This window comes from Spirulina subsalsa FACHB-351 (assembly GCF_026130165.1).
Lineage (GTDB): Bacteria > Cyanobacteriota > Cyanobacteriia > Cyanobacteriales > Spirulinaceae > Spirulina_A > Spirulina_A subsalsa_A.
Window position 1 is genome coordinate 26,987 of record NZ_JAIHOM010000005.1, and the last position, 25,353, is coordinate 52,339.

The window sequence follows — 25,353 nt, forward strand, 5'->3', positions numbered from 1 at the left end:
TGACTCAAGGAAGATATTGACCTACTTATTGACCTCCTTGGCGAATGCGCAGCCCATAATGGAAAGCTCCTAATGGAAAGCTGCTCATGGAAAATGGATAATTGAGCTTAACCCCCATAATTTTGATATCCTGAGAATTGATAATTGATAATTTATAATTGATTCCCGTGTTTGGCTTCCTAAATCTTAACAAATCGGCTGGCATGACTTCTCATGACTGTGTTGCCCGGGTGCGACGATTGCTGAAACTCAAGCGGGTGGGACATGGGGGAACCTTAGACCCTGCCGCAACGGGGGTGTTGCCCATTGCTTTGGGCAATGCTACTCGTTTGTTGCAATACTTGCCAGAGGGCAAGTCCTATCGGGCGCGCATTCATTTGGGGATGTGTACCAGTACAGATGATTTAGAGGGAGAAGTGTTGGCGACGACTTCGGCCGAAGGGGTGACACAGGAGGGAGTAGAGGGCTTATTAAGGGAGTTTGTCGGGGAAATTGAACAGGTGCCGCCTGTCTATAGTGCCATTAAGCAGGGGGGGAAACCTTTGTATGCGAGGGCGAGGGCGGGGGAAGTGGTAGAAGTGCCGAAGCGAGTGGTGCGGATTGACCGGGTGGCTTTAGTGAGTTGGCAGGCTGGGGAGTTGGCGGAGTTGGAGGTTGATATTGATTGTGGGGGCGGGACTTATATCCGGTCAATTGCCCGGGATTTGGGGGAAAAGTTAGGAGTAGGGGGGACACTGGCGCACTTGACGCGGACATTGAGTTGTGGGATGAGCTTGGGGGAGAGTGTGACGTTGGAGGAGTTGGCGGCACAGGTGGGGGAGGGGTGTTTTATGCCCTTGGGGGTGGATGGGCCTTTAGGTCATTTACCCAAGGTGGTATTACAGGAGGAGGAAGCGCAACGTTGGTGTCAGGGTCAAGGGGTTTTGTGTCCGTTGGGGAAGTCAGGGCTTTTTCTGCGAGTGTATAATGATCAGGGCTTTCTGGGGATAGGTTTGGGTCAAGGGGAGGGGGAGATAATGCAGTTAGTCCCTAAGACAGTCATCAGTAATCAGGTTCGTAGTTGCGCTTGGGCGCCCAATCGGGAGTCAGGTTCGTAGTTGCGCTTGGGCACCAAATCGGGAATCAGGTTCGTAGTTGCGCTTGGGCGCCCAATCAGTAATCAGGAGTCGGAAATAATTGTCAATTATCAATTGTCAATTGTCAATTATCAATTATCAATTTCCCACCCCCGGCATTAGAGCCTGATTCAACAGACCCTAACTTAACACGCTCAACTGGGAACCTTGTTCCGTTTTCTGAACTTCAATACGATACTGGAAGGCTTCTTTAAATTGGGGCATATGGGTAACGGCTAAAATACAGGCGAAATCGCTGGCAATGGCGTTAATGGCGGCAATGAGGCGATCGCATCCTTCCCCATCTTGAGTCCCAAATCCTTCATCGACGATTAACATTTGCAAGGATGCCCCAGAGCGTTGGGCTAACAGTCGCGCTAGGGCTAAACGAATGGAAAAGTTAATGCGAAAGGCCTCCCCCCCAGAATAGGTCTCATAAGCGCGAGTCCCTTGGACATCGGCAATCAGAATCTCTAGGGTATCAATCATTTTCGGGTTTTTCTTCCCTTGATTACTCTTGCCCACCTTTTGGGTAATAAATTGAACGTGCAGTTGATTCCCCGTGAGTCGAGCGAGAATCTGGTTAGTTTCGGCCTCTAGTTGGGGGAGAATATTCTCAATCATCAGCGCTTGAATGCCATTTTTCCCGAAGGCTTGACTCAGTTCCTGATAGACTCGGTACTGTTGGCGGACGGTTTGAATTTTCTCCTGAGTCCGTTCATATTCCCCCTCGTAGTGTTCGAGTTGGCGCAGTTGTTCCCCTAAACGCCCTTGTTCGGCAATCCGATGATCTAAGGCCTGTCGATTTTGTTGTAGGGTTTGTTCTAAGGTCTGGATTTGGGGGCGATAGTCGGGCATTTCTGCCATGCGGGTGTTTAACTGCTGAATCTCTTGCCCCATGTTCTGGCGCTCTTGTTCTCGCATCTGTAGTAACTGCCGTTTTTCCTGCTCGTCGGCCTGGACTTGGGGTAGTTGGGCTTGAGCTTGTTCGAGTTGATGATAGCGCAGTTCCACTCCCTGCATGGCGCGCAGGGTTTCTGTGAGTTGGCTGTGTTCCTGACGATCATAGCCCAAGGCGGTGATCTGATCCTTAACCTGTTGAATCTGCCGTTGCAGGTCTGAGTTTTGTTCGAGTTGGGCGATCTGTTGTTGGATGTTTTGCAGGCGATCGCACAATTGGGGCCGTTGACGGGCTAACTCCCCTTGTTTGCGCTTGGCATCCTCAATCTTCGACTGTTTAATTTCTGCCCACTGTCGATTTTTCACCTCCCCCCGAATCAACGCATGGGTCTTTTCATCATAGTTTAATTGCACTATCTTTTCATTCAGTTGGTGGAGTTCCTGATGGAGTTCCAGCGCATAGCCCCCCACCGTCAGAGAGCGTTCCAACTCGCTCATCTCCTCTTCAAGTTCTTGCAGTCGTTCGTACTGCTCACAACTTTGTTCTAACTGGGCTTCTAACTGGCCCCGTTCTTGAATCAAGGCTGAATGTACAGTTAACTCTTGCTGGAGTTGGCTGTATTCCTGTCGCAGTTTCGTTAATTCTCGCTCACAGATCGCCATATCTTCCCGAATCGCCCAGATTTGTTTTTGCAGTTGTTCCTGTTGCGCTTGGGTTTTTTCAATCACATGGCGACGATGGTCTTCATCTAGAGCGCGATCGCACAATGGACAGACGGCCTCCGGCACAGCCAATAAATCCAGCTTTTGCTGTAACTCCCCAATTTGCTGTTCATTCTGCTTTTGCTGCTCTTCCAAACGACTGCGGAATAACTTCCGTTCTTGTCCCTTTTCATGAACTCGTTCCTGATACACCTTTTTTTTATCTAAGGCCATCACCTGAGCATCGACACTTAAAATCCGTTGTCGTAACGGAGGAATCGCCGCGATTTGCTGCTCAATCCTCCCTTTCGTCACTTGCAACTGTTCCAAACGGACTTGATAACGGGTGCGGACCTGTTCCACTTCCATCTCCAAACGGTGACGCCTCTCCAACAGAGGCGACACCTCCAACTGGAGCGCATCTAGTTCCTGTAATCGTTGACGAGAACGCTGTAATTCTTGTAGTGCCTCCCGAATCTCCCCCTCCTGACTCAAAATTCCCAGAACTTCCTGTTCCTGTTGGTCCAAATCAGTGAGACGAGCTTGTTGCTGTCCAAGGGAGAGACTTAACTCATTCTTGCGTTGTAGTAACTGCTGCTGTAACTCTTGGTGCTGCTGTTGTAACTCCTGATAGGCCTGAAACTTTTGGGCTAAACTTTGCTCCTGTTGGCGTAACTGTAATAACTGCTCATACTGGGCTTTAATCTCAGACCCCTGTTCTACCAACTGCCGTAAGCCCTCAGAACGTTGATGGGACTGCTCAATTTCTTGGTAGAGGCGATCGCAATCCTGCACCAACTTTTGATACTGATTCTGCTGCCACGTGACCTGATTCTCCCAGTATTGGCGATGATGCTCCTCCTTCTGCAAATGGGTCAGTTCCCCCTTTAATTTCTCCTGTTCCCCTCGCAATCCTTCAATCTGGACCCCTAACTGCTCCTGTTGCTCAACAATTCCCCCCCGTTCCCCCAGTCGGCTTTGTAACGGTCCCAGAGTCGCCTCCAACACCTCCACCTCAGCCTTATACTGTTTCGCTTGATCCTTCGCCCTCTGGGCCAACACCTCATAATGATCCAGTTTCAGCAAATCCGCCAACACCTGTTTCCGTTCCCTCGGACGACGTAACATAAACTCATCCGCCCGACCTTGACGCAAATACGCCGAATTGACAAACGTATCATAATCCAGCTTCAACGTTTCAATAATCTGCTGTTGTGTCCCCTTGACTCCCTTCCCACTAATCGAACGGAAACGCCCCTCCCCCATCATCACCTGAAACTCTAAACTCCCACTGCGCCCCCTTGAACGACTGCGAATAATGCGATAAGTTTGGTCATCACTACAAAAGGTAAAATCAACCCGGACATCCTTCGTTCCGGCATTAATCACATCATCCTCCGTTGCCGCCCGACTTTGCCCCCACACCGCCCAAGTAATCGCCTCCAACAGCGACGACTTCCCCGCCCCATTCGCCCCACAAATACAAGCCGTATGCAAGCCCCGAAAATCTAAGGTGACTTGGCGATAACTCAGGAAATTTTTCAGGGTGAGTTGTAACGGAATCATAATTTTCGATCTCCCTGAAAATACGGAGCAACATTAAGCACAATCATTGAGAAAATTTTTCCCTAAATACTCCCAGATTAGCAAATCCTATGTTAGTCTAATAGTAAGGCTTTTAAAGATTTTGTACACTCGTTCTGAGTGCAAAGCTCTTTTAACTGAGAAGCAGTCTGATGAATTGCAGTTCGATTCTTTGTATTCTACAATACCGAACTGTCTCCTCCGCCTTTTGGGTTTAGAGCTTCTTGGGTTCGGGTTTGATAACCCTGTTATGATTGCCCTTATGGGGTTTTGTCCCGGTTTTTAATGATCAGTTGAGTGCTGGTCGTGAGTGCTGGTCTTGGAGTAGTCAGGTGTGGTCAACAGGCCAACCTGTTCAGGTGAGACTTCAAGATTGACAGGTCTAAGGATTCGAGACAAAATACTGAGAAGGGTTCTCAAGACCACAACAAGCGGCTCTTGGCCGAGTGGGTAGGATGGAATACAACACAGCCTTGCTCTGGGAGATCAAGAGTTTTAGCCAAAGAGATTTTGGCTAAAGTCTTTGAATAGGGTATTGAGGGTGAGGGGAGTTGTGACGGGAATTGGAGACTCGTCCGGTTCAGGGTTGACTCTTGAGGAGTTCAATTATACCCTAAATCCATTGCGCCAAGCTAGAACCTCTAAATCTAGAACCTCTAAGAGTCTAGAAGCTCTAAGAGTGAGATCCCTAGAATTCCAGTCCGAGAGTAAAAGTTCGAGTCTCCTACATCTGCTTCAAAGCCTCTGTTACAGAAACCCCTGAAAGTTTTGTTCTCGAACAATTTTGTTCTTGAAAAAAACGGGTTAATCCGTGAGCTTGTAGGGGAACAGTTCAGGCGTTCGCGAAACGTCTCCCGTGGAGATTGTCTTTCGCTCGTCTTGCTTTGCCCTGCCTGAAAACGCCAAACTAGCCATTGCTGGAAAAATTGAATAAAAAACTGAATAAAAAACTGAATAACTGTTTAAGATTGAATGCCCTTGACTTTCCCCCACTCATAACCTTGGAGGTGTACCCATGATGATCCTGTTAGTGGCCACAAGCTACTTAATGTTTATCTATATATTGTTATGTTTAGCGCAACGTTTAATCAAAATGAACCAAACCTCAACACGGGAGGTGCGTTAGACCTTGATTGTCCAATGATATCGTCCAATGATGATGGACAGGGGATAGGAAGCGTTCAATCCTATCCCCTTTTTCGTGAGTTCGGGCAAGATTTGGGATAGACTGAAGCCAAGCCTAACGTGAGGACTTCGCTCCAGCCCCTTCGCCCAAACCCAGAGAGATCATGAAGCGTAGACAGTTTGTTCAGAGTAGTGCGATCGCCGGAACCACAGCCGCCGCCCTAGTGGCTTGTCAGGCCAACCCCTCGGGTTCCCCCTCCACCGACTCCACCAGTCTCCCCCAGTTACAATGGCGCATGGCCACCAGTTGGCCCCAATCCTTAGATACCATCTACGGCAGCGCCGAGGCCTTTTGTCAAAAAATTAGCGACATGACCGGAGGTCGCTTTACAATCACCCCCTTTGCGGCCGGGGAAATTGTCGGGGGGTTAGAAGTCCTCGATGCCGTCCAAAGTGGAGCCGTAGAATGTGGTCATACCGCCGCCTATTATTACATCGGCAAAAGTGCCGCCCTAGCCTTCGGGACTACCGTCCCCTTTGGCCTCAACGCCCAACAACATAACGCTTGGCTCTATAGTGGTGGTGGTTTAGAAGCCATGCAGAAAATTTACGCAGACTTCAACATCATCAACTTTCCAGCCGGGAATACCGGAGCCCAGATGGGGGGCTGGTTTAAACGGGAAGTCAACACCCTCAGCGACCTACAAGGGCTAAAAATGCGCATTCCGGGCTTAGGGGGGAAAGTAATGGAACGCTTAGGAGTCAATGCCCAAGTGTTGCCTGGGGGGGAAATCTTCCTAGCCTTAGACCGGGGAACCATTGATGCGGCCGAATGGGTCGGCCCCTATGATGATGAAAAACTAGGTCTGCACAATGCCGCCCAATACTACTACTATCCTAGTTGGTGGGAACCCGGAGCCGCCTTAGAAGTCCAGGTCAATAAAACCGCTTGGGAGAGATTGCCCAAAGAATACCAAGCCATTTTTAAGGCCGCCAGTTATCAGGTCAATCTGGAAATGTTAGCCCGCTATGACCGTTTAAATCAAGAAGCCTTAGAGCGCTTACTCGCCGGAGGGACTCAACTACGGAGTTTTTCCCCAGAAATTATGGCAGCCGCCCAACGGGTAGCCTTTGAGATTTACGCCGAAACCGCCAACAGTGATGCCACATTTAAAGAAGTCTATGAACCGTGGCGAGAGTTCCGGGATAAAATCCTACAGTGGCACAAAATTAACGAGTTGAGTTTAACCAATTTTGTGGCGGAAACCTTGTAAATCAATAGGGTTGGGTTTGTTTTGATGGAATTTTGGTTAACTGTAGCGCGCTGGATTGATCGACTTAATGAGGGAATTGGTCGCCTCAGCACAGGGTTAGTTTTAATTTTAGTGGGCGTTGGAGTTTGGAATGTGTTGGCGCGCTATCTGGGTCAGTATATTCAGCAAAATCTCGCCTCTAACGCCCTGATTGAAATTCAATGGTATCTCTTCGCCCTGATTTTCTTTTTAGGGGCGGCCTATACCCTCAAACATAACGGCCATGTGCGGGTAGATATTTTTTATAAAAATTGGGATAGACGGAAACAGGCGATCGCCAACTTAATCGGCATCACCTGTTTTCTGCTCCCCTTCTGCTTTCTCGTCCTCTACTTTTCTTGGCAAACCGTCCTCCAATCTTGGCTGATCCGGGAAATGTCCCCAGACCCCGGCGGACTGCCCCGCTACCCCATAAAATCCATGGTATTGGTCAGTTTTAGTCTGCTCATCCTCCAGGGCATCTCCGAAGGGATTAAAAACCTAGCCCGTTTAAAAAACCATCCCCCCGCACCCACCGATTTAATCCCCGAGGAGGAGAATCATGGGCTATGACTGGTTAGGCCCAGCCATGTTTGCCGGGGCATTACTCCTTCTTTCCTTGGGCTACCCCGTCGCCTTTTCCTTGGGCGGAGTCGCCATTCTCTTTGGTCTAGTGGGAGTCGCCTTAGACATCTTTAATCCCCTCTTTCTCACCGCCCTACCCCAACGCATCTTTAACATCATGGCCAACTATACCCTCTTGGCCATCCCCTATTTCGTCTTTTTAGGGGCGATGTTAGAAAAAACTGGACTCGCCGAAAACCTACTGGAAACCATGGGGATTCTCTTCGGACGACTGCGAGGAGGACTCGCCCTAGCGGTGGTCCTCGTGGGCGCTCTCCTGGCCGCCTCCACGGGGGTAGTGGCCGCCACAGTAGTCGCTATGGGCTTAATTTCCCTCCCCGTGATGTTGCGCTATGGGTACAACAAACAACTGGCTACAGGGGTGATTGTGGCCTCGGGGACTTTGGGGCAAATTATCCCCCCCAGTTTGGTGTTAGTCGTCTTAGGAGATCAGTTGGGGATTTCCGTGGGGGATTTATTCATCGGGGCTTTTATTCCCGGACTCCTGATGGCTGGTGCATTTGCCCTTCATGTGTTGATCGTGGCTTTTTTGCGTCCCGATGTCGCCCCCGCCCTACCGGAGTCAGTGCGTAACATCAGCAAGGGAGAATTAGCCCGTCGGGTGGTAAGTGTGATGATTCCCCCCTTGTTGTTGATTTTCTTGGTGTTGGGGAGTATTTTTTTTGGTGTTGCTACCCCCACCGAAGCGGGGGCTGTGGGGTCTTTAGGGGCGATTATTTTGGCGGCCTTGAATGGGAAATTAACTGGGTCTGCTTTGGCCGAGGTGAGTGATTCGACCCTACGGATTAGTAGCATGGTGATCTTTATCCTGTTTGGGTCTACGGCCTTTAGTTTGGTCTTTCGGGGGTTAAATGGCGATCGCTTTATGTTTGATCTACTCACCAACTTACCCGGCGGAACCGTTGGTTTTCTCTTGGTCAATATGCTGGTGATTTTTGTCCTAGGCTTTTTTATCGACTTTTTTGAGATTGCCTTCATTATCATCCCCATTTTCGCCCCCGTCGCCCGGGCTTTGGGGTTAGATATGCTTTGGTATGGAGTGATTTTGGGCGCAAACTTACAGACTTCTTTTTTAACCCCACCCTTCGGTTTTGCCCTATTTTTCCTGCGTGGCGTGGCTCCTCCCGAAATCACCACAGAGGACATTTATCGGGGGGCAATTCCTTTTATTGTGTTACAAGTTTTGGTTTTGGTTGTGTTAATTCTCTTTCCCCCTTTGGTAACGTTTTTGCCCTCTTTGGGGTAGGGTCAGAGCATTAAAACCGCTCTAATTCCCCCACAACTTGGGCAAATTCTCGCCATAAAACCGTTTCCTTGTGATGGGTATAAACCATTAACAACGATTGATAAAACCAGAGACTTAACTCTCGCCCCCCGGCAAAATGACTCCAAATGGTTGAACCTTGTTGACGTAAAGACCAGAGCAACGAGCGTCCATTATGGAGTTTATCGGCTAAAGACACTAACTGCACCGAGGGACTCCCGGCTTGAATTTGTTTTAAATACTGAACCTTGCGCGCTTGCCAAGGGGGTTTAGGGAGACTGTGGAATTCTGTGCAACCTTCGACAATGGCGGCGACCGTGGGGCCAAAACGTTCTAAAATTTCTTGGCGGGTGGGTTCCCCTCCTTGGTCTTCAATGGCATCATGGAGTAGGGCGGCGATCGCCTCATCCTCACTTCCCCCCGCTTCCAAAACCAAAGCACTCACTGCCATCAAATGGGCAATATAGGGGACTTGCCCCACCTTTCGTCTCTGGTTTTGGTGGAGACGAGTCGCATAAATGAATGCCTGCTCAAAACGTTCGCTTAAAACTGCCACCTTTAAACCCCCTCGTCTGCGTTAGGATCACTGCTAAGGCTCATGATACGAGAAGACTATGACTGGGAATACTGAACCGTCGAAAGGTAAAATTTTGGTAGTGGATGATTTACCCGAAAATCTTCGCTTATTAGCAGAAGTTCTCAGTCAGAAGGGTTATGAAGTCCGTTTAGCCCCCGATGGAAAATTTGCCCTTGCCAGTATCTCCCGCTTTCGTCCCGATTTAATCCTCCTCGACATCAATATGCCCCAGATGGATGGCTATGAAGTCTGTCGCTACTTAAAATCTCAACCCCAAACTGTTGATATTCCCGTCATTTTCCTGAGTGCCTATCAGGAAGTTCTCGACAAACAAAAAGCCTTCGCCGTGGGAGGAGTAGACTATATCAGCAAACCCTTCCAAGTTGAGGAAGTCTTGCTAAGGGTCGAAAATCATCTCAAATTGCAACGCCTTCATCAAGAAGTCATCAGCCAACGGGAAGAACTCAAAGCTAGAAATGAAGAGCTACAACGGGAAATTGTCGAACGACGGAACGCCGAAGAACTCGCCCACAGTGCCTTAAACGCCAAAAACCAGTTTCTAGCCCAAGTCAACCACGAACTCCGCACCCCCCTGTCTGTTATCCTCGGATTTGCCCGCATTATGCGCCACTACTCCCCCCACAGTGCGGAGGAGGAAAAATGGCTCGATACCATCATCCGCAATGGAGAACACTTACTGGCACTGATTAATGATGTATTAGACCTTGCCAAAATTGAGGCCGGACGAGTCACCCTCGAAGAAAACGAAGTCACCATTTCGGTATTGCTCAATGACTTAAGAAGTGCATTTTTACTACCCAGCCAAGAAAAAGGGCTAGAATTTGAGGTAGATTGTGCCTCGGCCGTTCCCAAGGTGATCTACACCGATGAAGTAAAACTGCGGCAAGTGTTGATTAATTTGCTCAGTAATGCGGTGAAGTTCACCGAACAGGGGAAAGTCCGCCTACAAGTCACTCCCATTTATGAGCAGGAAGATCAACCCCCCACTGCCTTAAAGTTTGCCGTAAAAGATAGTGGGGAAGGCATTGCACCCGAAGAAATCAATAAACTCTTTGAAGCCTTTGCTCAAACCCGTGCTGGTCGAAAATCGAGCAGCAAAGGGACTGGATTAGGCCTCGTGATTAGTCAAAATTTTGTGCGCTTACTGGGGGGCAAAATTGAAGTAGAATCCCGCTATCAACAGGGCAGTTGTTTCCACTTTAATCTCCCCTTGAAAACCCCCACAGCCTTGGCCTCCCCTAAACCCTCCTCCGGTGAACTCCACTGTCCGATTGTGAGTTTATGCCCAGACAGTCAACCGTGCCGGGTGTTGATTGTGGATGATTACCCGGATAATCGCGCCTTTTTAGAGAAACGCTTGACGAGTTTGGGGTTTGAGGTGGAAGAGGCCCAGGATGGTTATGAGGCGATCGCACAATGGCGCGCTTGGCACCCCCACTTAATCCTCATGGACTTACTCATGCCTAATTGTGACGGTTACGAAGCCACCCAACAAATCCGTCAACAGGAAGAAACCGCCCCCACGGTCATTTTTGCCCTCACCACCGACATTTCCCCCGCCAGTCGTGACCTAACCCAACAAGTGGGCTGTAATGACATCCTCTACAAACCCATTGATGAGCAACAGTTATTCACAAGAATTGCACAAGCACTACAACTTTCTTACGTTTACGCTTCCCCTTCTCCAGACGGTGTAAGATCAGGAATCCCTTCCTATGGCCTGTTGTCCGTGGCCGATTTACAAGTCATGCCTACTGAGTGGGTGACAAAAGTCCATTACGCCGCCCAAGCCTTAGATGTTGAGCAAATCCGCACCTTAATGACTGAAATTCCAGCCAGTGCAGAATCCCTCAGCACTCAATTGAAATTACTTTTAGATAATTTTGATCTAGATACTTTACGTCAATTGACAACTCCAGATTGACAATACCCGCTCTTGCCTAGACGGGGCTTTCATGTTTCCGCATTACTTGGTTATGTAGGATTGATCTATGAGATTACTTCTAGTCGAAGATGACGAAATTCAAGCCCAAGCCATTCACCAAGCCCTGACACAACAAGGTTATGTGGTGGATTTAGCCGTAGATGGGGAAACCGGATGGGATTTTGTACAGGCGTTTACCTACGATTTAATTTTATTAGATATTAGCTTACCTAAACTCGATGGGATTAGTCTTTGTCGGCGGATTCGTCAGCAAAATTTAACTGTTCCTATTCTGCTTTTAACCGCCCGGGATGATAGTCAAGATAAAGTACAAGGTTTAGACGCAGGAGCCGATGATTATGTGGTGAAACCTTGCACCCCACCGGAACTTTTTGCCCGTTTACGCGCCCTGCTCCGGCGGCGCAGTGTGGCGGGAGCGTTACTCTTAGAATGGGGGGATTTATGTTTAGATCCGAGTTCCCATAATGTCACCTATCAGGAGGAATTTTTATCTCTTTCCCCCAAAGAATATGGGCTATTAGAATTATTTTTGCGTAATCCCAAACGGGTGCTAACCCATAGCACTATTTTAGAGCATTTATGGTCTTTTGATGACCCTCCCACCGAGGCCACCATTCGCGCCCACATGAAACGGCTACGACGGAAGTTAAAAAATGTGGGAATTGATGAGATTATTCAAACGATTTACGGGGTAGGATATCGTCTCCTGCCTGCGCCAGAATCCCCCTCTGACTCTGGTCAATCTAGTTACTCTTTGTCTACTCTCCCAGAAGAGAAAAGCCCAGCAACCGCTTTAACTCAATTGTGGGAAAAATCTAAAGGTCAAATTCAAGAGCGTCTGGACATATTAGAGCGGGTGTTAAAGGCAGCAACTCAAGGAAAAATGGCAGAAGAAGACCGCGCTCAAGGTCAAATAACCGCCCATAAATTAGCGGGTTCTTTGGGGATATTTGGGAAGCAGATGGCCTATCAACTGGCTCAAGAAATGGAAGATTATTTAATGATGTTAAAAGCCCCGGAATTAGATAGGACTCAGAGGGAAGATCGGGTCAATGGGTTAAAGATTTTATTGCAACAATTACAAGAAGAATTAGGCTTTAAACCTGCGGAAATTGTCAATTCATCGTCCCCTTTATTGAGGGTGCCAGAACAAAAAATTTGGCGGATTTTGGTGGTGGATGATGATGCGGAATTAGTGCAACAATTGCAACAAGAGGCGGTGCATTGGCAGATTCGACTTGAGGGGGCTTTAAGTATTGAAGAAGCCCGCCATTTGATCATTGAAAAGTTGCCTGATTTGGTGTTGTTAGATTTGGTCTTTCCCGAACATCCCGATGAGGGGTTGATGTTCCTGCAAGAGTTGCGTTTACGATTCCCAGATTTGCCGATTTTAGCCTTTTCGGTGCGGGATGGATTAAGCGATCGCGTCGCTGTGGCCGAAAGTGGTACAGCTTTCCTCTCTAAAGCCTCTTCCCCCGCAGAGGTTTATGAGTCCATTCTAGGCATTTTACAGGCTTCTCATTCCGTTGCCCCGAGGGTGTTGGTGGTGGATGATGATCCGGTGTTTTTGGCTTCTCTAGAGCCATTATTATGGGGGTGGGGGCTACAATTTACGCCCCTCTTGGACTCCCGACGCTTCTGGGAGGTGTTGGAGTCTACGGCCCCGGATCTGTTAATTTTAGACTTGGAAATGCCCCATTTTGACGGGTTACAGTTATGTCAGGTGGTGCGGCAAGATCGGCGCTGGCAAGGATTGCCGATTTTGTTTGTCACGGTGCGTCAAGATCCCTCAGTGATTCAGCGCATCTATCAAAGTGGGGCTGATGATTATTTAGCTAAACCGTTTACAGAAGGGGAGTTAGCGACTAGGATTTTTAACCGTTTGGAACGCTGTCAGTTGTTAAATAGTCTGTCGGATACGGATTTGTTAACGGGATTAACGAATCGTCGCTGTGCGACACAGGATCTAAAGCGCTATCTCCGCTTGTCTCAACGTCATAATCAAAGTTTGTGTCTGATTTTGTTGGATGTGGATCGTTTGGAACAGATTAATCAGTCCTATGGGTACAAAATGGGCGATCGCATTTTGCAACAGTTAGGCAGTGTCTTACAGCAACATTTCCGCTTAGAGGATATTATTGCCCGTTGGGAGGGGGATGAGTTTCTGATCGGGATTTATGCCATGTCCAAGGAAGATGGCCTCAAGCGAGTGACTCATTTATTGTCTCGTCTAGAAACCGAACGCTTCATGGGGACAGGTAAGACAGAAATTAAGATTAAAGTCAGTGCTGGATTAGCCGTCCATCCTGATGATGGGGAGGATGTGGGGAGTTTATATGCGATCGCCCAAAACGCCCTCAACCAAGCCCAAAACCAAGGCGGAGGAATCGTTCTCGCCCTCTAAAAGAATCAATAATTAAACAGTGATCTGTAGTGATCTGTAGGTTGGGTGAAGCGCCAGCGCAACCCAACCAAACCGGATAACCCATCAACTTCGCTACAATTCCCCAATAAACCCACTTTTCCTCAACGCCAATGGACTTGTTAACCCAGCGTCAGCAGCGTTTAACCACCGCCACAGCCATCCTAGCCGGAGGCGCTGTCTGTGGCGGCATCTTCGGAACCATCGCCACCTCAGTCGCGGGGGGGATTGTCGCCAATGACATGATACCCCAACACCTTAGCCATATTGGGGTACGGCTGCGGCGTAGTGGGGAAAAATTGGCCAATCATGACCTAACGGCTGCCACAGGTTTCGCCATTGCCTTAATCATCAAAGCCATTGCTGAGGCCGGCACCTATCCCCAGTCAATAGGGAAGCTTACAGCCCTTGCTAAAAATACCCTGAAAGCATGGGAAGAGGTCGCCCAAGCCCTGAAACAGGGTGAAGAGGTCAAATTTGACCTAATCCAAGAAACAGGGATTTCTGAGTTATTTCAGCAGGGGACGGCGGGCTATGTGAACCAGAAAGTTTTGCAGGTGGAAGATTGGCGGGAATTAATGCAAGATTGGCTTTGTCCAAAAGCCGGAGTAACATTCCCAGAGTATGTTTTAGAGGAAGTGGCGACGCAGTTACGGGATAAGTTTGCTTTGGCGTTGCGGGAGGTGTTGAAAGCGGATTTTGAGGCGGGGGGGAAGGCGTTTGCGGGGTTAACGTTGTCGCTGTTGGGGGAAATGCGGGAGGTTTTGGCGGAGTTGCGGCAAAGCAGTCCTGAAGCGGTTTCTGGGGAGTTGGCAGAAGCTCTAGAGGCTGTGGTTCAATTGCGGCGGGAGTTGGAGGGGAATAGCGAACGGTTTCGGGAGTTAGGCCAGCAGGTTGATTCGGGGTTTGCGGCTGTTCTCGATGAGTTGGGGGTGACTCAGGCGCAAATTGCGGGGGTGCGGGATTGGTTAGAGGGGGAGTTAGAGAGTTTACAGGAAGCAGTAATAGCAGGGTTTGACCGGGTTAACGAAGACAATCAACGGTTACAGGAGACGGTAGAGGGTGTTAAGGAGGATACTCAAGCCATTCTTCGCTTTTTGAAGGCGCAACAACAGCCGAAGGTGCAGGCAATTTCTTACTTTTTGGATATAACCCCCCCAAACGTGACCCATTGGCAGGGGAGGGAGCAGGATTTAGCGATAGTGAATGGGTGGTTGGATGATGAGAATACGAAGTTAGGGGTGATTGTTGCCATTGGGGGGATGGGAAAATCGACGCTGGCGGCGAAGGTGTTTGGGGAGCGGACGGATTTTGTGGATAAGCTGTGGCTGGATTTAGGGCAGCGTCCCAGTTATACGATTGTGGCGCGGGGGATTTTGCAGCATTTAGGGAAGCTTTCGCCGCAGGATTTAGAACAAATTGAGGAGACGCGGTTAACGCGGGTGGTGATTCATTGTTTGGCGCAACAGCGGTTTTTGTTGGTGTTGGATAATTTTGAGTCTGTGATTCAGGATGAGGGCTATGTGGAGTTTTTGCAGCAGTGGGTGGGGGAATGTCGCCATACGGAAATTTTGGTGACGACGCAGGAGGTTCCCCGTTTACAGCAGGTGAGGCCGACGGAGTGGCCGTTGGGGGGTCTTTCTCTTCAGGAGGGGAAAAATCTGTTGGTGGCGTTGGGGATGGGGGGAAGTGAGGCGAGTTTAGAGGGGTTTGTGGCACAGGTTAATGGTCATCCGTTGACGTTGGCGTTGGTGGCGGGGTTATTGCGGGATGAAGTGGGGGAAGGGGGGACGATTGAGGATTTGGAGGGATTAGGATTAGCGGACGTTGGCTCGTTGTTGGGGAGTTTGCAGGGGTATCACCGTCGGGAAACGGTGCAGTTGGTGGCGGTGTTGGATGCGAGTTTTAATCGTTTGTCGGAGGGGTTGCAGGGGGTGTTGTTGTCGTTGGTGGTGTTGCGTCGGGGGTTTGATGCAGAGGTGGCGAGTGCCATTGTGGGGGAGGTGGTGACGGGGAAGGTGTTGCGGGATTTGATGAAGCGGGGGTTTTTGGTGGAGGAGCAGCGGGGATTTTTTACGTTTCAGCCGTTTATTGGGGAGTATTTGAAGTTTAAGGTGGGGGATTTAAGGGAGGCGCATTTAAGGGCGATCGCGTTTTATCGGGGTCGGTTTAAGTCCGGTGGGGAATGGGAAACGGTTGAGGATGTGCGGGAATATTTGGAGGTGTTTTATCATCGTTGTGAGTTGGGAGAGTATGAAGCGGCGTTTGATGGAATTTATGATGGTAGGAATATTGATCGAGATGTTGATAAGTTTCTTGATTTACGCGGTAATAATCAACTCCGGGTTGAACTCTATCAGCAATTAGTCAATCATCTCCCGGATCACCACGACTGGCGATACACTGCATCGTTAACCTCCTTAGGCAATGCCTACAATGCCCTAGGACGCTACCAGGAGGCGATCGCCTTTCTCCAGCAATCTCTGGACATTGCACGAGAGATTGGCAACAGAGGGGGGGAAGCTAATTCTTTGGGCAATTTAGGCAATGCCTACAATTCCCTAGGACGCTACCAGGAGGCGATCGCCTTTCTCCAGCAATCTCTGGAGATTAAACGAGAGATTGGAGACAGACAGGGGGAAGCTAATTCTTTGGGCAATTTAGGCAATGCCTACAATGCCCTCGGACGCTACGAGGAGGCGATCGCCTTTCTCCAGCAATCTCTGGAGATTAAACGAGAGATTGAGGACAGACGGGGGGAAGCTACTTCTTTGTTAGTATTGGGTAACTTGTACCAAAAAACAGGCAAAATCAAAGAAGGATTTGCCGCTTCTCAACAAGCACAAGCCATTTTACAAGAATTAGATTTACCCCTTGCCGCTTACCCAATTCCTAATTGGGCGAAAGCAGTTGCTAAATTTGCCCAACGTAGTAACTTTCATTTAATTGCGTGTTTTATTGGCGGCATTTTTGCCTTTCCCTTCTTCCTCCTTTGGATTATCTTGCTAATGCTCTACCGGATAATCCGCAACCTCTTCCCCCACCCCTAAACCCAGAAACCGGGTTTTTGTCAAAACTTCAGCAAAAAACAAGCCAAACCAAGCAACCCGGTTTCTATCCACAAAGTCTATTGATCATTCGCAACCCCTTCCCCTAACCCTAATGAATCAAAATCAACTCAAACAAAAATATGGTTCTCTTACCACAAGACTCCACAATCAACCCATCAAAACTGACACAATATTTACTGATTGAACTTCCTAAAGATGATAAATCTAAATTTTTAGCCCAAGCAGGGTACACATTAACAAACTGGCAACAGCTAGAACAAGATTTAAGAACCCAAATCCTCACTCAACCCGCTGAACTCGTCGAAACTACCCTCTATGGTCAAAAATACAGGATTCGTGCAACATTGCGAGGTCAAAATGGTATTAAACTCAAAATTATAACAATATGGATAGTCAACAATAATACCACCCGATTTGTAACTCTAGTCCCCGACAAAGGAGAAAATTCATGAAACTCCAATACCCTCTATTTTCCCAAGTTGCCCTAACCGAAGACCTGCCCCAATATCACCTCAAACGTGGTGATATTGCAACCATCGTTGAACACTACCCCATGCCAGACCCTCAAGAAGATGGTTATAGCTTAGAAGGCTTTGATTTGCCTCACATTACCCTTGAAGTCGCAGCATCACAAATCATGCCCATGAACGACTACCTAAGGGAAGAAGCAATCTTAAGTAAATTTCGTAACCTATCCCAAAACCGACAAACCCAACTAGAAGAATACCTTGACTTTTTGTTGCAAAAAGACCAAACCACCCCAATCAATCACACTCATTAAAAATCTAAGTGCAAACTGCACTCAGATTGTAGGGTGCGTCAGACCCAAATCAATCGTCAATATCATAATTGATCCCCTCTGACGCACCCTACGATTCTTGCCCCTGTTTCTCTAGGCATTTTTCACCCCCCTAGATTTCACCATTCGGCAATATTATCACTGAATTAACGAGGGAAAAATATGACCATCAAAGAACAAATTATCAAAGAACTAGACTCCTTACCCGATTCAACCCTAGAGGTTATCTTAGAAAATATTCGCCAGATCAAATCCCAAGAAAAAGTCGAAAAAGACCCCTTCCTCCAAGCCTATTTAGATACATTGCCGCAATGGGAGGAGGTTTATCGTCGCCTTGCAGATGCCTAAATTTGTACCCCTGACCTAATGATTCAAGTTGCTGAACACAAAATCAACAAAGACAAGCTGATTGCTTATCTAACAGAACATATTCAACAAAAGTTTTAAAAAAAAGGCGGTGCTTAAATTTTGGGATAAGTCAATGGGGGCGGGAATCATCTCCCCACGCATATCTAAAACTTGGACTAGGACTAAGTAAATTACGGCTAAAAAGATAGAAATTGCTCCGGTAATGATGGCTAAAATTTTACCTCGATCCATAGTTTTTAAAGAAAAATAAGATGGGGCAAGCGTTGCGCTCTGTTGACAATTTATGATAAATCTCGGAAAGAATACCCCACCCTACTACATTTAGGGCGGGGTACTTCATTATAACGACACTTGTAAAAGATAACTAGGTTAAAACTACCAGCCTTTTTCGGCTTGTGCTAAAACGTAGGCGGCAACGTCTTCAATTTGTTGTTCGTTGAGTTTGCCGAGGAAAGCAGGCATGGCGGCCTTTCCTTTGCTGATCTGGGTTTTAATGGCATCTAAGGACAACATCCCGTATTTTTCAAGGTCGGATTTTTGTAGCGTTTTGGCGGGATTGACGACGTTTTTTCCGCCGAGGTGACAAGCGGCACAGTTGGCCTGGAAGAGGCTGGCACCTTTGGCGGGATTGCCTTCAGCGAGGGCAGGATGGGCAAAGGATAAGGTAGTGATGGCCAGCAACAGGGCAATCACCCAACGTAATGTTCTCATGGAATGAATCTCCTCTCAATACAGCTATGGTTGAGCATTAGGGGTTATTGTTGAAAGTTGGCCGGGGTTTTGTCAAAAGACAGCTTGTCGAAGTTGGGCATTGGGGGCGGAAGGGTGCATTATGTTAAGGGTGAGTGTTTTCGATGTGAGAGGACGATGGATGTTTTAGTTGAGGATGCGATCGCCGAAAATCCCCCTAATGAACCGATGGCTGCTGTCCAGACTTGGGAGTTAAGCAAGGTTTATCGCAGTGGGTTTTGGTTGAGTCAGAAAATTGCCTCGTTACAAAGCTTAACGCTACGGGTAGAGCAAGGGGAAACCTTTGGTTTGTTGGGACCCAATGGGGCGGGGAAAACCACGCTGTTAAAGATTCTCTTAGGGATTGTACGACGGACTGGGGGACGGGCGACAGTGTTGGGGAAACCCATTGGCGATCGCACCGTCAAACAACAGATCGGCTATTTACCCGAAAACCCCTACTTTTACGACTATCTCACCGGATGGGAATTCCTACGCTTCACCGGGGATTTATTCAGCATCCCCCTAGACGAACAAAAGCAACGGATTCCCGAACTCTTGGATATGGTAGGGTTAGCTCAAAGCACCGCCCGCAAGAAGGAATTACGGCAATATTCTAAGGGGATGTTACAACGGATTGGGTTAGCCCAAGCGTTAATCAACGACCCGGATTTAATCTTTTTAGATGAACCTATGTCCGGTTTAGATCCCACAGGACGTTATCGCATTCGAGAAATTATTCTCGCCTTAAAAGCCCAACAGAAAACCATCTTTTTCAACTCCCATATTTTGGCCGACGTTGAACAGATTTGCGATCGCGTCGCCATCCTCGCTCAAGGGGAACTCCTCTGTATCGGCACCATTGACGAACTTCTAGGGCGTTCCCCCCACTATACAGTAAGCGGCATCGGCGGCAACCTAGACATCCTCAAACGTTGGGTAAACCCCCTCGAATACAACGAAACCGGATGGCAAGGTCAACTTCAAGGCAATCCTCAAGAATTCCTCGCCACCTTAAAGCTTATGGATGCCCAACTCATCACCATGACCCTCCTACAAAATACCCTAGAAAGCTATTTTCTCGACCAACTCCAACAACGGGGCATTGATACCAGTCGGTGACGACTAGCCACAGGGGAAGTCCCCATGAGATAATCACGCCTTCCCCTGCTAGTCTAATGGTTGATCTTACCTCTTCGGTTTAGTCCCCCTCTATGGTTTCCTTTAATCTGCGTGATCCTCAATATCGTCTGGCCTTACAACATCGCATTGAAATGCAGCGCCAGTCTAGTCTTGCCACTTGGATTGAACCTGAGTTATTAGAAGCCGCCCGCGTGATTTATTACACTTACTATCAAGTCCATAAAGCAGTGCCTTGGGTGCCCTTAGGAGTAGTCATTAATGCCCGCAATCGTCGCGGAACGTTAGTCTTTCATTTCAAACCTGCCCTACTGCCCAGAGAACGTTTTATTCCCTTAGAAGAAATTGTGTAACCCGCCATTTTAAACCCTTTTGACCCAAAACTCTAACCTTTTAAGCCTAATAATCTAAGGAGATTTATTAAAATATATCCCCACAAACTGACTCAGGATACTTTTATATATGCTCAATTTATTACCTTCTAATCCATCACCAGAATTTAACAATAAAATAAAAAATTATACCAATCTTTTTCTAAATACTCTCTCAATCGTTATTCTCTGTTCCTTCTGTGCCTTAATCATCCAGCGAACCTTTAGTCAAGTCATTATTGATCATGTAGAAGGGCAAGTTGCTAGTGTTTCTTGGGCTTTTATAGACCAAAATTATCCCCTTTATCATAGCTTTGACAATCCAGAACGCTACACCATTGTTTACGGTCCACTCCTGTATATAATCACAGGAATATTTTTAAAGCTCTTCAGTCCTAATATTTGGGTCCTTAAACTTCCCACGGCTTTAGCTTTACTATTTAGCCTTGTCTGTCTTTTTGCGGTTATACAAAAGATCCAAAATTCTAAAACCGCACTACGGATGACAGCCTTTATTTCACTCATTATCCTCTGTTTCGGCACAGTTTACGGACATCTTTTATTTTTAATTCGCTCAGATGCCTTAATCTTCCTCTTTACCTGTCTAGGGTTATGGGCAGTCATTCAGAAAAATAAAGTTCACGCTCTGATTTTACTATCCCTCAGTTTTGGCATTAGTTTTAACTTAAAAATAACGGCAGTCTTATATTTCTTGCCCTTTTATCTACTACTCTTTACTCAGCATGGCTTAACCTTAACGTTAGTTTCAGGATTTGCTGGAATTATATTAGGATTAATGCCCTTTCTCCATCCACAAATTTCATGGATTAATTACATAAAATGGCTCATTGTGACAACTAATCACGGATTTTATTTCCATTTGTTGCTTGATAATTTAAAAACAACTTTTTATCTATTTTTGCCCATTATATTGATTACAGTTTCTTTGTGGATGGAAAACAAGCCTCAATTTCACAAAGTGATTAAGTCGCTGCAATTTTACTTTTATGTTTTATTATTCAGCACAGCCGCAACTATAGTTATTGCGTCTAAAGGGGGAGCAGGCAGCCATCATTTAATTCCTTTAATTCCGGGAATTTTATATCCTTTTTTGCTGTTATTTAAAATTGAAACCCCCTTAGATTACCACAAACTCTTAAGCCAAAACTCTGTCACCCTTCCTAACACCCGTATCTCACGGATTATCTCTATAATAATCGCTCTGACGCTCATAGTCTTTACCGCCAACCACGCCGGGATTAAAGGTGTATTTGTGGCGCAATATTACAGCACAGATGTATCTGAAGTAATCAATGATCTTCACTGGATTTTATCAAGTTATCCCAATCAAACCATCGGCATGGGATACGCCAAACATGAACAATATGCACTGACTCATTATCGCTCTTTATTAGTTTTTGCAGGCAACCCACTTTTAATCGATGGTGCGGCCTTAATGGATATGCAAACGGACGGGATTGAAATTCCTCAGAGAACTTTAGAGGATTTGTCGTCCTGTAGAAATCAAATTTGGCTTATTCCAAAAGAGGGAGAGCAGGATGGAGAACCTTTTGCTCAACTCAATTACTATCTCCCCAATCCCCCATTATTTAGTGAAGAGTTTCGCCAAACTTTTTTAGAGAACTATGAACCCCGTAGACAAAGCCAATTTTTTACCCTTTGGTTTTGTAAAAATAATTCAGAATAGAGATAATTTTTCTCTTCTCTCTCCGTGACTACCCATCCTTTTAAATCCCTAGGATTGCTTTAATATCCGCCACCAATTCATCAATCCTTTCTCCTGTTGTTGCCCAACTACACATCAAACGAATGCCCCCCACTCCGATAAAATTATAGAACAACCAACCTTTCTCCCGTAACTGGTAAATTACCTCTTCTGGCATCTGGACAAATACCCCATTAACTTCTGTGGGGAACATTAACCGGAGTTGGGGAATTGCCGCTAATTGTGTGGCTAAATAACGGGCGCACTCGTTGGCATGGCGGGCATTTTTTAGCCAAGTGTCCTGATGTAATAATCCTAACCAAGGAGCGGCAATAAAGCGCATTTTAGAGGCTAATTGTCCCGCTTGTTTACACCGATAGGCAAAATCTTCCGCTAAAGTTCTATCAAAAAATATCACGGCTTCCCCCATTGCCATCCCGTTTTTTGTGCCGCTAAAACACAAAATATCTACCCCAGAACGCCATGTAATCTCCGCCGGACTTCTCCCTAGTGCGACAACTGCGTTGGCAAATCTAGCGCCATCCATGTGAATTTTTAACTGATATTGATCGGCAACAGATTTGATGGCTTTGAGTTCGTCAACTTGATAGACTGTTCCTAATTCTGTGGCTTGGGTTAAACTAATGACTTTGGGTTTAGGGTAGTGAATATCCTGCCGTTTGGTGACAATTTTGGCAATTCCTTCTGGGGTTAATTTGCCATTTTCTCCCGGACTTAATAATAATTTAGATCCGTTAGAAAAAAATTCTGGTGCGCCACATTCGTCGGTTTCTACATGGGCGACTTCGTGGGCAATCACACTATGATAGGATTGGCATAAGGTGGCTAACGCTAAGGAATTAGCGGCTGTTCCATTGAAGACAAAAAACACTTCACAATCGATTTCAAAGAGTTCTCGAAAGGCATTGGCGGCTTTTTCTGTCCATTGATCATTGCCGTAGGCAGGAGAACTTCCTTGATTGGCACTGATTAAAGCGTCTAATACTTCAGGACACATTCCTGAGTAATTATCACTGGCAAATTGTTCTAATTGTTCTAACATCTGGAAAGTTAAAAGATAGTGTCTGAGTTAAAATCTACCCTACGTCATCAACTTTTAGGGCAACGAAAAGCACTCTCTCAGGAGGTGTGGCGAGAAAAAAGCGATCGCCTTTGTCAACATCTCCTCGCGTCTCCCCCTTTTCAAGCCGCCACTACGATTTTAAGTTATTGCAGTTTTCGCCAAGAACCGGATTTAACTCTATTGTGGCAACAATCAGAAAAACAATGGGGGTTGCCTCGATCTGTCGGTAAATCTTTAATCTGGCATCGCTGGCAGCCCTCAGAAGGCTTAGTTCAGGGAAAATATGGCATTTTTGAACCTCACCCCGATTCAACGGGCTTATCGGGGGAGGAGGTGGATTTAATCCTCGTTCCGGCTGTGGGATGCGATCGCCTTGGCTACCGTTTAGGCTACGGGGGAGGCTTCTATGATCGGCTGTTGGCAGATCCCCCTTGGTGCAATATTCCCACCATCGGCATTATTTTCCACTTCGCCCTCTCCCCCCAACTCCCCCGAGACAGTTGGGATCGTCCCCTTCAGTTTATCTGTACTGAACAAGCATTCCTGTCCTGCTGTGATGATCATCACGACTAAAAGGTTGTCAAGTCACAGCAATAAATCTTTACATTGCGTTACATTAAGTAACAACAAAGGAAATACAGCACACCCAAACGGAGGTACGCGAATGTACACCACAATCAGCCCCGAAGGACAACTCAACAACTACGCCAGCGAACCCAAAATGTATTATGCCCAGTACCCCAATCAAGCGCAGCAAAAACGCTATGTGCGTCAAGGGGCGTTAGCCATTCTCCTCGTCACGAGCTTAATCCTGATGGCTTTTGCAGTGAGCTAGGGCTTGCTGAATAACTGTACTCGTGGGGCTAGGGAATAGGGAATAGGGAATAGGCAATAGGGAATTTCTCCCCTGCTCCCCTGCTCCCCTGCTCCCTCTCCCCGAGTTATGCAGCCAGCCCTCTAATTGGTGAAATTAGCCCACAGAATCCGCCCAATCCTTAGCCCAGTCTAGGGTTTTCTTCACCTCAAGGAGTGTGGGAGCCTCACAATAGAGGCGTAAAACGGGTTCAGTACCACTAAAACGAATCAGTAACCAACTGCCATCCTCCAACCGGAACTTATAACCATCAATGGCTAAACAATCCGTGACAGCCTTTCCTAGGATGGTTTGAGGGGTTTCCTTTTCCAGTTTCTCCAGTAACTTCCCTCGGATTTCCATACTGGCTAAATGAACATCAACCCGATCGTAGCTGAAGTTAAAGCCCGTTTTAGCTTGGAGTTCCCCGTAAAGGGTGCTAAGGTCTTTCCCCGACTGCACAATGGCTTCTAGGACGTATAAAGCCGAAAGGAGCGCATCCCGTTCCGGGATATGAGTCCCATAGCCAATCCCCCCGGATTCTTCGCCCCCAATCAGGACCGTTTGGCTTAACATTCGTTCGGCAATGTATTTATAACCAATGGGGGTTTCATAGAGGGGGATATGATAGAAGTCGGCTACACGGGGGATGAGATCAGAACCGCTCACGGTTTTAATAATCTCTCCGGTGAACTGTTTGCGTTCTGCCAGATGTTCAATCAAAATCGGGATGAGAATTTGGGAACTGAGGAAGTTTCCTTGTCCATCGACGGCGGCAATGCGATCGCTATCTCCATCAAACACAAACCCCACCCGCAAGGCATCCCCCCCCGTTTTAGCCCCTTCCCGAATAGTGCGGAACAAATCGGCTAAATACTTAGGGAGTGGCTCCGGTGCGCCCCCCCCAAACAGGGGATCCCGTTCTCCGTTTAACTCATGAATCTCTAGCCCTAACAGCCGTTTAAACCCCGTTGCGGCGGCCCCGTGCATCACATCGGCGAAAACCTCGATTTTCCCCCCACGAATAGCGTCTTGAATCTCGGGAATATTGACTTTAGTCTGCAATTCTTGACAATAACTCGCCCAAGGATCAAACATCGTCAGGGTACCCGGGGGGCGGTTAAATGAGTTTTCTTGTTCTAACAGCGCTTCAATTTGTTGGGTAATCTCTCCCGTGACAGATCCCCCGAAAGCCCCTTTCACTTTTAGGCCCAAATACCCCGCCGGATTGTGACTGGCGGTGATCACCAGCGCCCCCAAAGCAGAGCGAGCATGAGCTTCCCAAGATAGGGCGGGAGTGGGGGAAAAGGTATCCGCTAAAAGGACATCAAACCCAGCATTCTGGACAGCTTCGGCGGCAGCTTGGGCGAAATTCTCAGCCATGAAGCGGCGATCATAACCCACAACAATCAAATTATTCTGGGAAACCTGGGCATAATTACGGGCGAGGACTTGGGCAGCGAGGGGGGCGACTTGCACGAGGCGCTCAAAGGTAAAGTCGGCGGCAATCAAACCGCGCCAGCCATCAGTGCCAAATTTGATCGGATTTATGGTAACAGGCATGAATATTTTTTTGACAGAAACCCTTAGTCTGAATCTTAGCGCTGTTCCCCAACCAG

21 protein-coding genes are annotated in these 25,353 nt (G+C 47.4%); 15 read left to right on the top strand and 6 right to left on the bottom strand.

The annotated features are described in order from the left end of the window. Nucleotides 1-167 precede the first annotated feature (167 nt). Entirely contained in the window at nucleotides 168-1,097 is a 930-nt protein-coding gene (truB, locus tag K4A83_RS01595; protein ID WP_265262625.1) for a tRNA pseudouridine(55) synthase TruB, read from the top strand. Between the two features lie 159 nt (nucleotides 1,098-1,256). Here the strand turns inward: truB and sbcC are convergent, their stop codons facing one another. Next, nucleotides 1,257-4,283, bottom strand: coding sequence for an exonuclease subunit SbcC (sbcC, locus tag K4A83_RS01600; protein ID WP_265262626.1), 3,027 nt, complete (start codon nucleotides 4,281-4,283; stop codon nucleotides 1,257-1,259). A gap of 1,307 nt (nucleotides 4,284-5,590) precedes the next feature. On the opposite strand from sbcC, the gene K4A83_RS01605 reads away from it, so the two are divergent. The 3 genes from K4A83_RS01605 to K4A83_RS01615 are packed head-to-tail and all read left to right on the top strand — an operon-like array spanning nucleotide 5,591 to nucleotide 8,609. After that, entirely contained in the window at nucleotides 5,591-6,700 is a 1,110-nt protein-coding gene (locus K4A83_RS01605; RefSeq protein ID WP_265262627.1) for a TRAP transporter substrate-binding protein, read from the top strand. 24 nt (nucleotides 6,701-6,724) lie between these two features. Further along, complete coding sequence (locus K4A83_RS01610; RefSeq protein ID WP_265262628.1) at nucleotides 6,725-7,291, top strand: TRAP transporter small permease subunit; 567 nt, start codon at nucleotides 6,725-6,727, stop codon at nucleotides 7,289-7,291. Beyond that, on the top strand, nucleotides 7,281-8,609 hold the full coding sequence (locus K4A83_RS01615) for a TRAP transporter large permease (RefSeq protein ID WP_265262629.1): 1,329 nt from the start codon (nucleotides 7,281-7,283) through the stop codon (nucleotides 8,607-8,609). Before K4A83_RS01610 ends, K4A83_RS01615 begins: the two co-directional genes overlap by 11 nt. A 10-nt stretch (nucleotides 8,610-8,619) precedes the next feature. On the opposite strand, the gene K4A83_RS01620 is transcribed toward K4A83_RS01615, so the two are convergent. Next, nucleotides 8,620-9,183 (bottom strand): HD domain-containing protein, encoded by a 564-nt coding sequence (locus tag K4A83_RS01620; protein WP_265262630.1) that lies wholly within the window; start codon nucleotides 9,181-9,183, stop codon nucleotides 8,620-8,622. A gap of 58 nt (nucleotides 9,184-9,241) precedes the next feature. Between K4A83_RS01620 and K4A83_RS01625 the strand changes: the two genes are divergently transcribed. The 6 genes from K4A83_RS01625 to K4A83_RS01650 all read left to right on the top strand — a co-directional run bounded on the left by K4A83_RS01625 (nucleotide 9,242) and on the right by K4A83_RS01650 (nucleotide 17,810). Continuing rightward, a complete protein-coding gene (locus K4A83_RS01625; protein ID WP_265262631.1) occupies nucleotides 9,242-11,149 on the top strand; it encodes a response regulator in 1,908 nt (635 codons plus the stop codon). A gap of 67 nt (nucleotides 11,150-11,216) precedes the next feature. Continuing rightward, nucleotides 11,217-13,574, top strand: coding sequence for a response regulator (locus tag K4A83_RS01630; RefSeq protein WP_265262632.1), 2,358 nt, complete (start codon nucleotides 11,217-11,219; stop codon nucleotides 13,572-13,574). A gap of 131 nt (nucleotides 13,575-13,705) precedes the next feature. After that, the gene (locus tag K4A83_RS01635; RefSeq protein WP_265262633.1) at nucleotides 13,706-16,642 is read left to right on the top strand and encodes a tetratricopeptide repeat protein; all 2,937 of its coding nucleotides are present in this window, start codon (nucleotides 13,706-13,708) and stop codon (nucleotides 16,640-16,642) included. Nucleotides 16,643-16,782: 140 nt separating this feature from the next. Beyond that, nucleotides 16,783-17,115: a DUF6883 domain-containing protein gene (locus K4A83_RS01640; RefSeq protein ID WP_265262634.1), complete on the top strand. Its 333-nt coding sequence runs from the start codon at nucleotides 16,783-16,785 to the stop codon at nucleotides 17,113-17,115. Beyond that, a complete protein-coding gene (locus K4A83_RS01645; RefSeq protein WP_265262635.1) occupies nucleotides 17,112-17,444 on the top strand; it encodes a DUF4926 domain-containing protein in 333 nt (110 codons plus the stop codon). Before K4A83_RS01640 ends, K4A83_RS01645 begins: the two co-directional genes overlap by 4 nt. 180 nt (nucleotides 17,445-17,624) lie before the next feature. Continuing rightward, on the top strand, nucleotides 17,625-17,810 hold the full coding sequence (locus tag K4A83_RS01650) for a hypothetical protein (RefSeq protein ID WP_265262636.1): 186 nt from the start codon (nucleotides 17,625-17,627) through the stop codon (nucleotides 17,808-17,810). Nucleotides 17,811-17,879: 69 nt separating this feature from the next. Here K4A83_RS01650 and K4A83_RS01655 read toward each other — a convergent pair whose 3' ends face one another. Beyond that, nucleotides 17,880-18,062 (bottom strand): hypothetical protein, encoded by a 183-nt coding sequence (locus tag K4A83_RS01655; RefSeq protein WP_265262637.1) that lies wholly within the window; start codon nucleotides 18,060-18,062, stop codon nucleotides 17,880-17,882. 144 nt (nucleotides 18,063-18,206) lie between these two features. Next, nucleotides 18,207-18,542, bottom strand: coding sequence for a cytochrome c6 PetJ (gene petJ / locus K4A83_RS01660; RefSeq protein WP_265262638.1), 336 nt, complete (start codon nucleotides 18,540-18,542; stop codon nucleotides 18,207-18,209). 156 nt (nucleotides 18,543-18,698) lie between these two features. On the opposite strand from petJ, the gene K4A83_RS01665 reads away from it, so the two are divergent. The 3 genes from K4A83_RS01665 (at nucleotide 18,699) to K4A83_RS01675 (ending at nucleotide 21,779) form a co-directional block, all read left to right on the top strand. Further along, nucleotides 18,699-19,682, top strand: coding sequence for an ABC transporter ATP-binding protein (locus tag K4A83_RS01665; protein WP_265262639.1), 984 nt, complete (start codon nucleotides 18,699-18,701; stop codon nucleotides 19,680-19,682). Between the two features lie 92 nt (nucleotides 19,683-19,774). Beyond that, nucleotides 19,775-20,053 (top strand): hypothetical protein, encoded by a 279-nt coding sequence (locus tag K4A83_RS01670; protein ID WP_265262640.1) that lies wholly within the window; start codon nucleotides 19,775-19,777, stop codon nucleotides 20,051-20,053. A 109-nt stretch (nucleotides 20,054-20,162) separates the two neighbouring features. Continuing rightward, a complete protein-coding gene (locus K4A83_RS01675; RefSeq protein ID WP_265262641.1) occupies nucleotides 20,163-21,779 on the top strand; it encodes an ArnT family glycosyltransferase in 1,617 nt (538 codons plus the stop codon). 40 nt (nucleotides 21,780-21,819) lie between these two features. Here the strand turns inward: K4A83_RS01675 and K4A83_RS01680 are convergent, their stop codons facing one another. Continuing rightward, a complete protein-coding gene (locus K4A83_RS01680) occupies nucleotides 21,820-22,860 on the bottom strand; it encodes a threonine aldolase family protein (protein ID WP_265262642.1) in 1,041 nt (346 codons plus the stop codon). Nucleotides 22,861-22,878: 18 nt separating this feature from the next. On the opposite strand from K4A83_RS01680, the gene K4A83_RS01685 reads away from it, so the two are divergent. Together K4A83_RS01685 and psb34 are read left to right on the top strand one after the other, a co-directional pair. Continuing rightward, nucleotides 22,879-23,454, top strand: a complete 576-nt coding sequence (locus K4A83_RS01685; protein WP_265262643.1) for a 5-formyltetrahydrofolate cyclo-ligase — start codon at nucleotides 22,879-22,881, stop codon at nucleotides 23,452-23,454. A 91-nt stretch (nucleotides 23,455-23,545) separates the two neighbouring features. After that, the gene (gene psb34, locus K4A83_RS01690) at nucleotides 23,546-23,716 is read left to right on the top strand and encodes a photosystem II assembly protein Psb34 (RefSeq protein ID WP_265262644.1); all 171 of its coding nucleotides are present in this window, start codon (nucleotides 23,546-23,548) and stop codon (nucleotides 23,714-23,716) included. A 135-nt stretch (nucleotides 23,717-23,851) separates the two neighbouring features. Here the strand turns inward: psb34 and K4A83_RS01695 are convergent, their stop codons facing one another. Then, nucleotides 23,852-25,297: a phosphoglucomutase/phosphomannomutase family protein gene (locus tag K4A83_RS01695; protein WP_265262645.1), complete on the bottom strand. Its 1,446-nt coding sequence runs from the start codon at nucleotides 25,295-25,297 to the stop codon at nucleotides 23,852-23,854. Between the last annotated feature and the right edge of the window lie 56 nt (nucleotides 25,298-25,353).